Source organism: Pseudomonas sp. USHLN015 (assembly GCF_037153275.1).
Taxonomy (GTDB): Bacteria; Pseudomonadota; Gammaproteobacteria; order Pseudomonadales; family Pseudomonadaceae; genus Metapseudomonas; species Metapseudomonas tohonis.
This window is the reverse complement of sequence record NZ_JBBCKP010000013.1, coordinates 127,681-142,037: the sequence shown is the minus strand read 5'-3', so window position 1 is coordinate 142,037 and position 14,357 is coordinate 127,681. Positions and strand designations below refer to the sequence as shown.

General features: G+C 57.5%; 10 protein-coding genes and 1 pseudogene. 7 read left to right on the top strand and 4 right to left on the bottom strand.

What is annotated here, in order from left to right; all coding sequences use genetic code 11:
- Position 1: 1 nt before the first annotated feature.
- Together hemA and WFQ67_RS25360 are read right to left on the bottom strand one after the other, a co-directional pair.
- Positions 2–1,234 carry a 5-aminolevulinate synthase gene (gene hemA / locus WFQ67_RS25365; RefSeq protein ID WP_337058541.1) on the bottom strand — a complete coding sequence of 411 codons (1,233 nt, stop codon included), beginning with the start codon at positions 1,232–1,234 and terminating at the stop codon, positions 2–4.
- 738 nt (positions 1,235–1,972) lie between these two features.
- The gene (locus WFQ67_RS25360; RefSeq protein WP_337058540.1) at positions 1,973–2,821 is read right to left on the bottom strand and encodes a CAP domain-containing protein; all 849 of its coding nucleotides are present in this window, start codon (positions 2,819–2,821) and stop codon (positions 1,973–1,975) included.
- 376 nt (positions 2,822–3,197) lie between these two features.
- Here WFQ67_RS25360 and WFQ67_RS25355 point away from each other — a divergent pair, with 376 nt between their 5' ends.
- The gene (locus WFQ67_RS25355) at positions 3,198–3,914 is read left to right on the top strand and encodes a class I SAM-dependent methyltransferase (RefSeq protein WP_337058539.1); all 717 of its coding nucleotides are present in this window, start codon (positions 3,198–3,200) and stop codon (positions 3,912–3,914) included.
- Between the two features lie 608 nt (positions 3,915–4,522).
- Positions 4,523–5,020: a BRO-N domain-containing protein gene (locus WFQ67_RS25350; RefSeq protein WP_337058538.1), complete on the top strand. Its 498-nt coding sequence runs from the start codon at positions 4,523–4,525 to the stop codon at positions 5,018–5,020.
- An 80-nt stretch (positions 5,021–5,100) separates the two neighbouring features.
- Here WFQ67_RS25350 and WFQ67_RS25345 read toward each other — a convergent pair whose 3' ends face one another.
- Positions 5,101–5,283 carry a hypothetical protein gene (locus WFQ67_RS25345; RefSeq protein WP_337058537.1) on the bottom strand — a complete coding sequence of 61 codons (183 nt, stop codon included), beginning with the start codon at positions 5,281–5,283 and terminating at the stop codon, positions 5,101–5,103.
- 607 nt (positions 5,284–5,890) lie between these two features.
- Here WFQ67_RS25345 and WFQ67_RS25340 point away from each other — a divergent pair.
- Positions 5,891–9,175, top strand: coding sequence for a P-loop NTPase fold protein (locus WFQ67_RS25340; protein WP_337058536.1), 3,285 nt, complete (start codon positions 5,891–5,893; stop codon positions 9,173–9,175).
- Between the two features lie 263 nt (positions 9,176–9,438).
- On the opposite strand, the pseudogene WFQ67_RS25335 reads toward WFQ67_RS25340, so the two are convergent.
- Positions 9,439–9,816 (bottom strand): annotated as a pseudogene (locus tag WFQ67_RS25335) (zinc-binding dehydrogenase); the annotation flags it as partial.
- A 220-nt stretch (positions 9,817–10,036) separates the two neighbouring features.
- On the opposite strand from WFQ67_RS25335, the gene WFQ67_RS25330 reads away from it, so the two are divergent.
- The 4 genes from WFQ67_RS25330 (at position 10,037) to WFQ67_RS25315 (ending at position 14,324) form a co-directional block, all read left to right on the top strand.
- Positions 10,037–10,888 carry an AraC family transcriptional regulator gene (locus WFQ67_RS25330; RefSeq protein ID WP_236211047.1) on the top strand — a complete coding sequence of 284 codons (852 nt, stop codon included), beginning with the start codon at positions 10,037–10,039 and terminating at the stop codon, positions 10,886–10,888.
- Between the two features lie 223 nt (positions 10,889–11,111).
- A complete protein-coding gene (locus WFQ67_RS25325) occupies positions 11,112–13,424 on the top strand; it encodes a TonB-dependent siderophore receptor (RefSeq protein ID WP_337058535.1) in 2,313 nt (770 codons plus the stop codon).
- Between the two features lie 65 nt (positions 13,425–13,489).
- Entirely contained in the window at positions 13,490–13,936 is a 447-nt protein-coding gene (locus WFQ67_RS25320) for a hypothetical protein (RefSeq protein ID WP_337058534.1), read from the top strand.
- On the top strand, positions 13,923–14,324 hold the full coding sequence (locus WFQ67_RS25315; RefSeq protein ID WP_213629500.1) for a hypothetical protein: 402 nt from the start codon (positions 13,923–13,925) through the stop codon (positions 14,322–14,324). The genes WFQ67_RS25320 and WFQ67_RS25315 overlap by 14 nt, the downstream gene beginning before the upstream one ends.
- The last annotated feature ends 33 nt before the right edge of the window (positions 14,325–14,357 follow it).

Here is a 14,357-nt window from a genome sequence, read left to right as displayed (position 1 = left end):
CTCAGACCACCTCCGCAGCGAAAACCTGGGATGCCCGCGGGATGCTGAAATGGTCGAAAGTCTCGCGCAGCGACACCGCCAGGTGCTCGATCTGCTCGTCGTTGTGATTAGGCGTAGCATTGACTCGGAAGCGCTCGGTGCCCACCGGCACCGAGGGGTAGTTGATAGGCTGCAGGTACACGCCATGGCTATGCAGTAGGCGTTCTGCAGCCGCCTTGCAGCGCTTGGCCTCACCTACCAGCACCGGCAGCACATGGGTTTGTGAGCAGGGCATCACTGGTACGTCATAGTGCTTCAGGCGGTCGCGCAGCTTGGCTGTCTGGCGGTGCAGGGCATCACGCTCGCAGCTATTCGCCTTGAGGTGCTCGACGCTGGCCAAGCAGCCTGCGGTGATTGCCGGTGGCAGCGAGGTGGTGAAGATGAAGCCGGTAGCGAAAGAGCGAACCGCATCGACGATCACCCGAGTCGAGGTGATATAGCCGCCGATCACACCTATGGCCTTTGCCATGGTCCCTTGGATGATATCCACCTGGCCCGAGACGCCCAGTTCCGCAGCGATACCGGCACCGCGTGGACCGTACATGCCCACCGCATGCACCTCGTCGAGGTAAGTAAGGGCGTTGTAGCGCTTGGCGGCCGCGACGATTTCGGAAATAGGGGCGATATCGCCATCCATCGAGTAGACCGACTCAAACACCACGATCTTTGGCTGACTCAGCGGGTAACTGGCGAGAATTAGCTCCAGATGCTCGACGTCGTTGTGGCGGAAGATCTTGCGCTCGTTGGGTGTTGATCGAATGCCATTAACGATGGAGGCATGGTTCAGCTCGTCACTGATTACTACGCAATCGGGAATACGCCGCAGCAGGCACTGCAGGGTTGCATCGTTGGAGCCGAAGCCGGTGGGGAAGACCAACGCCGCTTCCTTGCCGTGCCAGTCGGCCAGGCTCGTCTCCAGGCAGGTATACACCTCGTGCGAACCGCCGATATTGCGTGATCCACCGGATCCCGCACCGTAGGTTTCCAGTGCATCGTGCATCTGTTCGCGCACTGCCGGATGTTGCGACATGCCGAGGTAGTCATTGCTGCACCACACCACCACGGGCTCCTGCTCGCGACCGCCCAGTTTGGCCAGGGGGTACTGGCCACAAATGCGGCTGAGGGTGGTGAAAGTGCGGTACTGGTTGGAGGACTTCAATGTCTCCAGTTGTTCCCGAAGAAGTGCTTGATACATCCGTTTATCTCCTTAGCGAGTAGATGACACGTCTCTGTGTGGTTCCTCAACAGATGAGAGCCCTGGCACGGGTAATTGCGGCCGCAGCGCATTTGGCCTTGAAAAGAAACGCCTGGAGCAGAGCAGCCGCCACCGATCAGCACGGGCTTCGGTCGTAATCATGAGTGCTGGAATGAGGGGGGCAGGAACAGACCCCAAGGACAATGAGTACAGGGTCGACCGCTCAGTCGAGATCCAGTCCTACGGGAAAATTCCGCGAGAATTCGGTGCCGGCAGAAGCGAACTATCCATCTACGGCGCTCTAGCATCGTGCTTCTGAAATCCTTGCCGAACGATTGGCCAGGCTCCGAGCAGGAGTGAACAGGGGTGATGTGAGGGCTTGGGGATGACAAAAAAGTGGAGTGCCGCTGATAGCGTTGTCAGTCGGTACACAAAGGGAAAGAGACAGAACTGAACGCCTGTCGCGCTCCTGATGAAGGCTTCATCATTTCGTCGCCCAACGCCCGGCGAGTCGGAACCAGCCAGCATTTGAGCACGCGCAAAGTCTGGCGTCGCACCGCTCTTGGCTTGATGCGGGGAGTTAGCCGAAACCGCGCGTCGCACCAATTTCCCACCCAACCACGCCACCCAGTAGCCCGGGAATCGATGCGCACGAGACCCCGGACTGAAGTCCGGGCTAAGTCCCAGCAGGCCACCGAAAACCGCAGGCAACGCCGCGACGGCAACGCAGGCAGGTTTCTACGGAGCGCCCAACAACAGCGTCCAATAAACCCCACCCGCCTTCGCCGCCGGTGCCTGCGCGCCGCCCAGGTCGGTGAACAGCGGGCTCATCAGGCGCGAGCACTCCTCGGGGCTGGCCAGCCAGCCCTGCACCGCACTGGCCGCCGAGCCCATCCCGGCGGCGATGCTTTCCGCCACCCGCGTGCCCATATAGCCCGCACTGCGCGCTCTATCCGCCGGCGCGCTGCCGTCGGTGCCCTGGTGGGCGAAGAAACCGTTGAGCGCCATCGACTGGCTGTGAGAGGTCGCCGCCGCAGCCAGGGCTTGGTTCCAGGTCAGCGGCGGTGCCGAGGCGAAGGGCTCGCCCCCGCAGAGACGTGGCTGCGCCCGCGCCGCGTTCACCTGCTCCAGCAGCGCCGACACCGGCGAAGGCCCGCCAGTTATGGCCGCGCTGTGCAACGGCCGGGCAAAGGTCACCCGCCACACCGGCCCCATCTGGCTGACGCCCACATCGACGAACTGCGGGTTCAGCAGCACATCGCAATACCCCTGCATCGCCGCGAACGCCGCCTGGGCATTGGCCGGGCCGGTGAGGCGGATGGTGCGCACATCGCCAATGCGGTAACCGGATTGCCCCAGCGCCGCGCGCCAGGCCTCGCCGTTCTCGGTCGGCAACACCAGGCGCGGGTCGTTGGTCAGAGGTGTAAGCGCAACGGTGGGCTGGTTGCCGCAGTTCTGCGGCTGGGCGCGGTAGGCATTGATGGCATCCACCAGCATGGCCTCCTCGCCAGCGGAAGCACCGGTGGCAAGCAGCAAGCCGAGCAGGAAGGTAAAGGCACGGAGGGGCAAGGCAGCAAATGGGCGCATGGTTCGAACCTCATATAAAGGAAGTCGGGCAACCACGGCGCCAGCCCAGGTGCCACGGCACCCGGGGTTCGCAAGCCCGTGAAGGTTGGAACCGCGACGGCGGCGCCGAGTTCAGCGGTGGCCAGGATGACGACACTCACCACCCTGCCCCGCTATCTATCAGGGCCCCGCCGCGCCAACGGCAGCCCGCCCCTCTCCACCAGCCGCAGGTAATCCTCGTAGTTGCTGCGCGACAGGTGGATCACCGCATCCATCCATGAACGCCGGGCTACAACCCTATGAAGGCATGGCCACGAAGTTGGGGTAGCATCCCGCGCTTGCCATGGAGAGTGATATGCAAAACCGATACGGAAGACTCGCCTCGTGGATTTATCACTTGGATAAACCCATCGGCCATTCATTTGGAGACCTGGAGTACTACCAGCAGCGCCTGGCGGACGTTGATGGCCCGGTACTGGAGCCCGCCGTGGGCAATGGGCGGATCTTCATACCGCTGCTGGAGAAGGGCCTGGCCATCGAGGGCTTCGATGCCTCCCACGAGATGCTCGAATACTGCCGGCAGGAATGCCGGGCGCGAGGGCTGCCCGCGCCCCTCACACAGCAGACGTTCGAGCAGTTCAGCTATGACCAGCGATTCGCGGCCATCATCATGCCCGCCGGGTCATTCCAGCTGATTACCGAAACCACCACCGCAATGGCCGTGCTCAAGCGGTTCTGGAATCACCTGCAGCCCGGCGGGCGGTTGATCATGGACATCGACCCCATCGAGAGCATCATCGGGGAGGCACAGGCGGCACGGAGCTGGACAGTGGATGGCAACAACCTCCTCACGCTGACCAGCCACCGGGCCGAAGTGGACTACCGCAAGCAGACTACGCTGTCCCATCTGCACTACCAGCATTGGCAAGACGGCACCTTGCAGTCCGCCGAACTGGATCTGTTCCACTTGCGCTGGTGGGGCGTCGACGAACTGGCATTCGCACTGCGCGAAGCGGGTTTTGTAGAGGTCGTGGCGTCAGGCGGCTACCAGCATGGCCGCTCCCCTTGCCAGAGCGATCCCATCATCAGCTTCGAAGCACGCCGCCCAGATTGACGAGGCCTTGAACAAGGGCGTGGCAAAGGTGGCGCGCAGCGGATCGAAAGCAACCACGTCCACGCCAACCGTGAAGGGCCGTGCCCCCCGGCACGTTCATCCCGAATCGAAGGGTGAACGTGCCGATCAGCCCAACCTGCAACCACACCACTGAGAGCACCCAAGGCGGTTGTTCAAGCAACCGTCTCACTCGGTCACCGGCAGATTGTGGGCTCGGCCTGACGTAACGCTTTCCGCCCCAAGACCCGCCACTTTCTCCCAGACAAGACGGCAGCCTGTCGACGTGCCGGCCCCCTCCTCCCCTTGCCCTCGGGCCCGGCCGTCCCTATCCTGCGCCGGCCACGGTCAATCCCGTGGCCGGGTTTGACAGCCCGAAAGAACATTGGCGCGAATGCGCCGCGAGGTGCATGCGAAAAACGGCGAATGTTTTTTGCAGGCATCAGCACGCATGCAGTTTTCACAACTGCTCTGCTTTATGGCAGGTCGCGCGGGGAGGTCCTCGTGGCCTGCCGGTTCCAATGTTGCCGGTCTGTCAACCCCGCGCGGCTTGCCGCCCTTCGAATGACAGCGTGGGTGGCAAGTCTTCAATTCAACATTGGAGAGCCACCATGCATGACGCATTCACCCCCATCACCTTCCAACGCCACTGCCATCAACTGCGCGCCGTGATGATCGACAACCGCCCCTGGTTCGTCGCCCTCGACTTCGCCCTGATGATCGCCGCCACCCGGCCGTATCGGCTGACCAAACGCCTCTACCCGCACCAATTCCGCTTCGCCTACCTGCGCTACAGCACCGGCCTTTGCGAAGAAGTAGAACTGATCAGCGAAGCCGGCCTCTATCGCGCCCTCTACCGCTTCGGCCACCCCGAACACTGCGCCCTCAGCCAGTGGCTCAGCGACGAAGTGATCCCCACCCTCCACGACTACCACCGCGACCCCCAGGCCAGCCCGAGGCGCATTCTCATGACCTGGGCCAACCAGCGCATCGCCGCCCTGCACTGGCAAAGCGAAACCTGGATCGCCCGGCAGGACCTGCCGCGCTTCATGGCTGCGCACGATGATCCGCGGCTGGGGGATGGGCCGAGTTGGAAGCGGTTTTTCTAGGGAGGTGGAAATGGAAACGCCGCATGGGAGTGCGGCGTTTTTAGTTGCGAAGATATCGCCACCACCCTGCCCCGCCACTGTCAGGGCACCCTGCGCCCCAGCGGCAACCCGACCATCTCCACCAGCCGCAGGTAATCCTCGTAGTTACTGCGTGACAGGTGGATCACCGCATCCATCAACGCACCCTCCCGATAACCATCGAGAAACGGCCCTGGCACGCCATCGTGCAGGGACACGTTTTCCAGAATCACCTCGGCGATCACCAGCGTGCTGTGTAAGCGTGCATCCAGGCGCTGGACCAGTTCTTGAAGGCGGCGTTGTCGTGAGTGATATCGCTCAAGCCAAAACCTCCCCGTTGGTGGGAAAGATGGGGGCGGGACTGAGCGGTGGAGAATGAGATGGGTGTCAGACCAAGCGAGGTTGACAGACCTGCAATTGGAGCCGTCAGACCACGGGGCCTGCGCGAATTACCATAAAGCAGAGCAGTAGTGAAAATTGCATGCATGATGAATCCGCTTTTGGCCGGCAATTGCCTGTCACCAGCGCCTGCTTCATGACCCAAAGCGGACTATCAGACTTGCCTATGAAATTGGGGTGATTCATATTTCTTACTCCTAGCCTCTAGAAAAGAAGCTGTTATGCATTGGTATGCATGGGCAATATAAATTGCAATATTTGCAACCAAAACTAAGCCATTTACTCACCAAGTTGATTGTTTGGTTTTAGCCGCCGAAAGGCCTCTCTAGTAGGTTGCTTAGGACAGCCGCATGACGAAGCTCTAAACCTTAAAGAGCAAGGACCTTCCCAGCCTGCTCCCGTTCCACTACTGGTGCTACTATATAGACATCATCACCTCGAAAAGGAATTCTGATGCAGCCCTTGAGCTTTCACAGCGAGCAACCCTCATCTAGAGACTTGTTCCCCGGTTCTAGCCATGAGCGCGTAGCTGAAGCGATTTTCAGGCACATTCTCCGCGATACTCAAACCCGGATCATTGGACTGGACGGTGAATTCGGCTCAGGCAAGAGCTCCATTCTCAAAATGCTCGAGATCCGAATCAGCAATCTGAATAATCACTACAAGCTATGGACTTTTGACTGCGAGCAGAACTATCAAGGATCTATAAAAAGCAACTTTATAGAGCTTTTTACAGATGAAGTAATCTCAAATTTGCGCGAGAAAAGGCAGGAAATAAAAATTCCGGACGTTGAAAAAACACGTGACATTGCACTTGGTCGCCATCTCACCTACTCAAAGGAGACAAACAGCAAAGTAAGTCCTTGGGCCATTGCGCTTCTAGCTTCGTTTTTTGTTGCATCTACATTCCTAAAAGAACTTCTTTCCGTCGTACACCAAGAAACCGCTACTGAATGGTGGTGGTACTTAATTTTTGGCTCGGGCATCGCATCTCCAGCAATAATTTTCTTTCTAGCTTGGTTTTTTAACAGGAACAGGAAATTAGGGCGAAAGAAATGGAGCTTGCTAAGTTTATTCAAAGGAACTTCAGACGATTATATTAGCGAAACAATTGAAGTTAGCAAGGACGTCAGCCCCTTAGACTTAAAGAAGGCGCTTCTCGCTCACCTAGACACTGTTGCCGACACATCCTATGTAGTTGTATTAGACAACCTAGATAGACTACCAAAGGATTCGTTACGGACAGTTTGGAGCGATCTAGAAATATTTACATCCCCGCCCGCCGACAAAAACTTTCATGTAATTGTCCCTTTCTGCTCCTCCAAGGTTGCCAAATATCTTGATGCTAGCGATAGCGCTAGCTACGACTCAAAAGATTTTATAGCCAAAAAATTTCCTGTTGTCTTCCGGGCACCGCCCATAATTACCTCCGGATGGAGGGATACATTCAAGGCTCTGTGGAAGGAAAGTTTCGGCGACGAATTTTCAAGTGAGGCCGATCACTGTGGAACTCTATTACAGCGGCATAGCCCAATGGAAAACAGGCTAGTAACTCCCAGACTTCAAAAGCGATTCTTAAATGACATCGCAACCACGGCACTTGTTACAGAAGGAAGTCCCAACCCCCTTTGTATTGCAGCCTATATTTTGTTATGCAAATACAACTCAATACCAATTGAAACAGTGCTTAATCAGTCATCTTCTGACGATAAAGATAGCACTCAGAATCAACTTAATTTAGACAAAACCAAGAGCTTCCTGACGAGTAAATTTGGTAGCGAGATGGAGTCCGGCTGGCCGATACAGTTCCTTCAGATCCACTTCCAAACATCGTCAGATATAGCTGTAGCTGAGTTACTGGATGCTCCACTGACAACAGCGATAGAGAACATTGACACTGAGAGACTCGGCCGCATAAGCACAATGTTTGGATTTCTCGATGGATTCAGGAGGGTGCTCGAGAAAGGTATATCTAGATCTCTACTGATGAGAGCAATCAGCGAGTCTAATCAAAAACTCCGGCCTGCCATTTTTTCTCAAATTATCTCAGAGCTAAATTCTAAGCTGATAAATGATCCAGAGTTGATTAGAGTACCTTTCAGCAGCGAATATACAGAAGCCATTAAGACTCTTACTAATTCAGGCCTAGACAAGTCACTATTCACTCCAAACATTACATCCCTACGCAGCTCGTTCATTAAATCCCTTGGGATACCATATGCAAAATTGAACGACGAGGAGTTAGTTCTAGAGGAGTATGATGCCTACCTTTATGCACTTGACGAGGAGCCACCAAGTGCTTCCCTAGATAGCGCGGAAGTTCTTTATCACCTAGTTCTGCCGGCCGATTGGCTACAGAGCATTGAACCGGAAAAGCTAAAATTAACTTCAAACGGCATTGAATCTGCCATTCGACAAATCTGTTCCAATGACCATGTGGACTTCGGCTTAACCCCTCTTAATGAAGATGAATGGGAGCCGGCATTATGCCATGCATTCAAAAGCAGCCTGCTCACTGCAACAAAAAGAGTTTATGGACTGAACGATGAAGAGTTCAGCTCCGTGAACAACGCTATCTCAAGCGCCCCTACCGAACCCCGACTATGGGTAGCTCTGGCACTTACTAAAAACCTGAGTGGCGACTATAGGTCCTTTTTCTCCTCATATGTCCAAGCGAAGGAAAGCCATATTAGAATGGCAATGGCTATCGTATGCTTGCGCCTAAAGGATTACAGCACCTTAGAGTCAATTCAAGGTATTGAAGACTTCCACATGTCCGACTTCTTCGTCGCCCTCATCAAAGCAGCTATCAGTTTTGAACAGTTATGTTTGGCTCTTAGAAACGAAGGCTGCGCCGAGATAATTGCACCACTTCTTGCAAAAATCATCGCAGACGACTCCGTCTACTTCATGCCCACCAACTATCTATATAGTGACTTTTCACGTATCTGTCGTAAAGTCGAGGCATACAATTTAACAGAGAGCGACGTTTGCGATTGGATAGACAAGCGATGGCCTGAATTCAAATTGGCACCCGAACTCGAGTCCACAGACAGCAATTTAGTGGCGCACATGCTATCGAGACAGTCAGGGACAATATCCAAACTTAAGCAAAATTTTCTAGATTATTTTTCAGCCGACACAACCATGGAGTACTGGACTGAGTTTTTTGAGCAAAAATCAGTCAATGCCTTGCAGGTACTACGGTACATGGCTGAAAACAGCATGCTTATAAAAAGCAAAAGCGAAGCTAGAGGTGCGATACTCAATAAACTTCAATCTATAGCTGAGCTGGAACCATATGTGCGACCCGATGAAGAGCTTAATGGAAAAATCACTGCAGTTCTCAACTGTCTAGATCGTGATGCGCAGCTAGTCATGGGAACAAGCATTCGCACTCTTGTATTAGACAGCGGAACAAGTCTAGCGGCAGCTACCTACGCAATAGAAGTTGTGGGACATCTAATCCCGGATGCGCAACCCGCAGATGTCGCGGAGGCTGGTCGCTTGTTACAAATACTTGAATTTATCCATGACCACCCAGATAGCTCCACTGCTGCGGCTACATTCTTCGACGCTCGCGCTGAAGAATTGACCCGTTTTAATTACAGCAAAGGAATGAAAGAGGCTCTAGGGTCCATTACCGCAAAAATGAAAGATCGACTCCCCAATTTATATGGAATACTTTCTGAGAAACGAGGATTCAAAACTTTGATTAGGAGATTCCTAAAAAACTGAGCCAATACTCTTTAGCAAGAGCACACGATTCCAAATACTTGGCGGCCTCTCGGCAATGAGTGCCCGAGGGGCACTCCTGCTTTTTATTTGCGTGACTGCCTATGCAGAGTTGGTTATGGACCTTGGGCTATTTGTAGAAAGTAGAAGGTCTACGCCTATGACGCCACAAACTAGGTGAATCGCCCCTCACCACGTCCCTCCCCCACAAAAAAAACCCGGCCTGGCGCCGGGGTCAGGTCGCAGTTCGCGGCCTAAGTCGGGGCCTATGCCGCACGCGGGGAAACGATGATCTTCACGTTGTGTTCCTTGTTGCGCACCAGCTCTTCGAAGCCCTTTTCGACGATCTGCTCCAGCTCGATGCGGCCGGTGACCAGGGGTGTGATGTCGAGGCGGCCGTCGGCGATGAAGGCGATGACGTCGGCGAATTCGCCGTTGTAGGCCAGGGCGCCGAGGACCTGTTTCTCGGTGGCCACCAGTTCGAAGAAGTTGAACGAGCTGGGCTCTTCGAAGATGCCCACCAGCACGCAGGTGCCGGCCTTGCGGATGGCGTCGATGGCGAGCTTGGCGGTGTGCTTGTTACCGATGCATTCGAAGCCGACGTCGGCGCCCAGGCCCTGGGTGAGCGCGCGGATTTCGGCGAGCTTGACGATCTCGCCGCAGAACTCGTGGCCGAGGATGCACTGGCCCTTGATGCCGGTGAGCGGGTGCGGCGCTTCCACGGGGTGAACACGGGGCCGGCGACTTATTCGTACAGGTCGGAGCCGCAGCGCAAGAGGAATGGCTAGAAGTAATTGAGCAAGTTGCCCATAGTATTTTCCGGCCAGGCCATCACCTCATCCTCCATCCAAGACCCGGTTCATCATGTCGAGCATTGCCATCACCGATCAAAGCGCCCCCAGGGACGTCGACAGCGTCTCGCGCCCCGTCATGGCACTGAGTGCAACGCTGGCCGGCAAGGACTGGGAAAATGCCACGCATCAGCACCGCAAGGCGCAACTGATCTACTCGGTACGAGGCATCCTCAACTGCGAAATCGAGGACGGTGTCTGGATCGTGCCGCCGCAGTGCGCCTTGTGGATCCCGGGAGACCTGCCCCACTCGGCTTGGGGCTCGGGGGAAGTCGAGTGTCACTGCCTGTTCATCGAGCCCGATGCTGCGCCAGATCTTCCAAGCAGCTGTTGCACGATATCGGTGTCGCCATTTCTACGGGAGTTGATGCTGAAGGCAACAACTGTTCCCGAGCTGTATGAGCCGGGCGGGCGGGAGGAACGGCTGCTCGCCGTATTGCTCGACGAACTGGTGGCGGCTCCAGTAGAAGATTTGCATCTGCCCATGCCGTACGACCCCCGATTGCGTCGCCTCGCAGAAATGCTCCTGGCCGCCCCTGCCGACAAGACCTCGAAAGCCGCCTGGGCCAGGCGTATCGGTATGAGTGAGCGAAGCATGAGCCGTCTCCTATTGCATGAGATTGGCATGAGCTTCAGCCGCTGGCGTCGACAGCTGCATGTGATCCTCGCGCTGCAGCGGATGACCAAGGGAGAAAGCGTGCAATCGGTGGCATTGGAACTGGGCTACGAAAACGCCAGCGGATTCGTCACCATGTTCCGCAAGACGGTGGGCAAGCCTCCAGCTCGCTACCTGTCGGATCGCACCAGCGGAGCAGGGGCTGCTCCGCTCCCCGGCGTCACGCACCCCGTCCCCATCTGCCTCTGAACAGGTCCTGCTGACTGGTATGGCCGCCGCACACCATGTGCCGCTCAGGCCGCCCATATCACTGGCGGAACTGCGCATTGCGCGAGTTTCTTTCTCAAAACGGTCAATGCGCTGAAATCGGGAATATTTGGCCTGAGCGAATAATAGTCTGGCCTGATATCGCCATCCTCCCCTCTCCCCTCTGTCGTTAAATGCGCCCTCTAAATACAAATGAGTATTGTTAATGCGCACTTTCACGACTGTAGAGAAGTCCCGCTGGGCTCTCGCCATGCACGTACGGCTAGCCGCCTGTTCTCGCCGCGAGGTCCCATATAGATATGGCTTGTGGGGCGCGCCACTCAGCCTGTTGGGCCCGACAGCTGCGGCGGCGATCCTCATCGGTGCTCAGGGCGCAGCCGCCGCCGAGGCAACTCAGCCAAAGGACAGGGAAGCGGGTACCGCCCACGAGGAAGTGGTCTTACCGGCGATCAGCGTGACGGACCGCATGAGCACGGCGACCACCGAGGGTACCGGCTCCTACACCACGGGAGAGACGGCAGCGGCGATACGCCTGCCGTTGTCGTTGAAGGAAACGCCCCAGGCGGTGACCGTGATTACGCGCCAGCGCATGGACGACCAGCAGCTCAATACGGTGCAGAGCGTGCTGGAGAACACCACGGGCGTCACCGCGCGCCAGGCCGATACCGAGCGCACCAGTTTTTATTCGCGTGGCCTGCTGATCAACAACGTGCAGTACGACGGTATCCCTACCGTGGTCGGCAACGCCGTCAACGGGAGCGGCATCAACGCCCTGGACACTGCGTTTTACGACCGTGTCGAGGTGGTGCGCGGCGGCTCGGCCTTGCTGACCGGAACCGGCAATCCTTCGGCCGCCATCAATCTGGTGCGTAAACGGCCGACACCTGAGTTCGCCGCGTCCGCCTCTCTCGGCGCGGGGAGCTGGGATACTCACCGGGGCATGGCGGACGTATCGACACCGCTTACTGAGGACGGCCGCATCCGCGCGCGCCTGGTGGGCACCTATCAGGACGGGAACTCATACCTGGACGGTTACAAGCCCGAGCGCAAGGCGTTCTACGGCATCATCGAAGCCGACCTGACCTCCGATACCACGGTGAGCCTGGGCTACGACTACCAGGACATCACACCGAAGGGCGCCACCTGGGGCGGCTTGCCGCTATGGTTCAGCGACGGTACGCAGATCGAGTACTCCCGCTCCAAGAGCTACGGACAGAACTGGAGTCATTTCGACAATACCCTCAAGACGGCGTTTGCCGAAGTCGAGCACCGCTTCGACAACGGCTGGAAGCTCAAGGCCGTGGCCAACCAGTACCGCACCGAAAGCGAAGCCCAACTGGTCTCGTTGAGCGGTCGCCCTGATCGTGCAACGGGGCTGGGTACCTTCCCCAGCGGAGCCTTTCCGGTGGCGTTGGCGTCCGAGGGGCGCAGCCGCCAGAACACGTTCGACGTGATGGCCAGCGGTCCCTTCGAACTGCTGGGCCGCCAGCACGACCTGGTGGTAGGCGCGACGAATTCACGCCGCAAGGCCGGCCAGGACGATGTGGCGCCTTTCTTCGCAGGCTTTACGCCGGTCAACGTCTATTCCCTGAGCCCAGGCCTTGCCCGGCCCGACTTCGATTCGATACCGCGTATCCCGACCCGCACCGAGGTCAAGCAGAGCGGCGTCTACAGCGCGGCCCGCCTCTCTCTGGCCGAACCGCTGAAACTCATCGTTGGCGGACGCCTGAATTATTACCAGGTCGACGACGATGCCAACGGCACGACGCTGCACTACAAGAAGAACAACGAATTCACCCCGTACGCCGGCCTGGTCTACGACATCGACGACACTTACTCGGCCTACGTCAGCTATACCGGCATCTTCAACCCGCAAACCGACTTCCGCGACACGACCGGCAACGTGCTCACCCCGTCCAAGGGCAAAACCAAGGAAGTCGGCCTCAAGGCGGCTTATCTGGAGGGACGTCTGAATGCCGCCATCGCGGTGTTCGAGACCGAGCTGGACAACGCGGCGCAGCTGATCCCCGGAGCCTTCACCCCGGGTGGAGCCAATGCCTATACCGGCACCGATGGCACCCGGTCTCGCGGTATCGAGTTCGACCTGCAGGGCGAGTTGGCCAATGGGTGGAACATCTACGCCGGTATCGCCCACTTCACCGCCGAGGATGGCGACGGTGTGCGTCTGAACGCTCAGCTGCCGCGCACCACAGCCCAGCTTTTTACCACCTACCGGCTGCCCGGCGCGTGGAACAAGCTGACCCTGGGAACGGGCGTGAAATGGCAGAGCCGCTTCTACCAGGCGCCGGGAGTCGGTACCAGCACACTGGGCGGCGAGCAGGGCGCCTATGCCCTGACCTCGGTGATGGGACGTTACGCCCTCAGCAAGAACATCGACCTGGGCCTCAACGTCAACAACCTGTTCGACAAGAAGTACGCCCTGCAGAAGGGTGACTTCGACACCGTGACCTATGGCGCCCCGCGCAACCTGATGGCCACGCTGGACTACCGGTACTGATCGCCCACGAGACGCGAGTCACCTGCAGTGACTCGCACCTGGCCTTGCACATCGAGAATGCGCTCATGCACACCCAAAACCCGTTTCAAGCACTGGAGTTACACAACCCGAACAAGGTCACCCTGTTCTGGTTGACGACCGCCGTTGGCGCAGTGCTGTTCGTGACCTTCCAGTTGTTCTTCTACGTAAACGACTTCGTGAGGGCGCATGGCTCGGCCCCGACGATCACCTTCGAGCCCGGCGTGCTGTGGGTGTTTCCGGTTTTCTACGGCTCCTGGATCGTCACGGTCCTCCTCGCCCAGATCGAAACCCGCAAAGCCAAGTGGGCTGTCCTGGTCGTAGGCAGCCTGCTCGTCGTACTCAATACCCTCGGGGGAATCAGCGATGGATTGCGCGACGGCTGGCACGTCGCCTTCTCGGCGGTTTTCTTCATCACGCTGCCCGGCGTATTCGCGATCACCGCCAGTTGGCGTCAACTCAACAGCAAAGGAACCCACCATGTCGATGAATAGCACTGACTTCCCCTTGGTCTGGATGAGTTTCGCCCAAGAGCCCGGGCACGACCCCCAGGAGGACTTCGACAAGTTTGCGGCCAACCTGCAGCGCGGCGAGCCCTTCGTGCTGCTGAGCGATACACCACCCGGCGACGACCACGACCACTCACCGGAAGAAAAGAAACGCACCGCGCTCTGGATGAAGAAGCACAAGGCGCAATTACGCAGCCTGGTTCTGGCCCTGATCATGGTCGAACCCAGCGTGGCAAAACGCCTGGGCTTCAAGGCATTCGCAGGGCTGTTCGCCAAAGTCTGGGGCTACCCGCTGCTGTTTGCCGCCTCACATGAAGAGGCCATTGAAATGGCCAACGAACTGCTTCGGAAGGATGGCAGGTCATCCTGCTGAGTCGCTCCAATTTGAACTGCATCCACGCCTGGA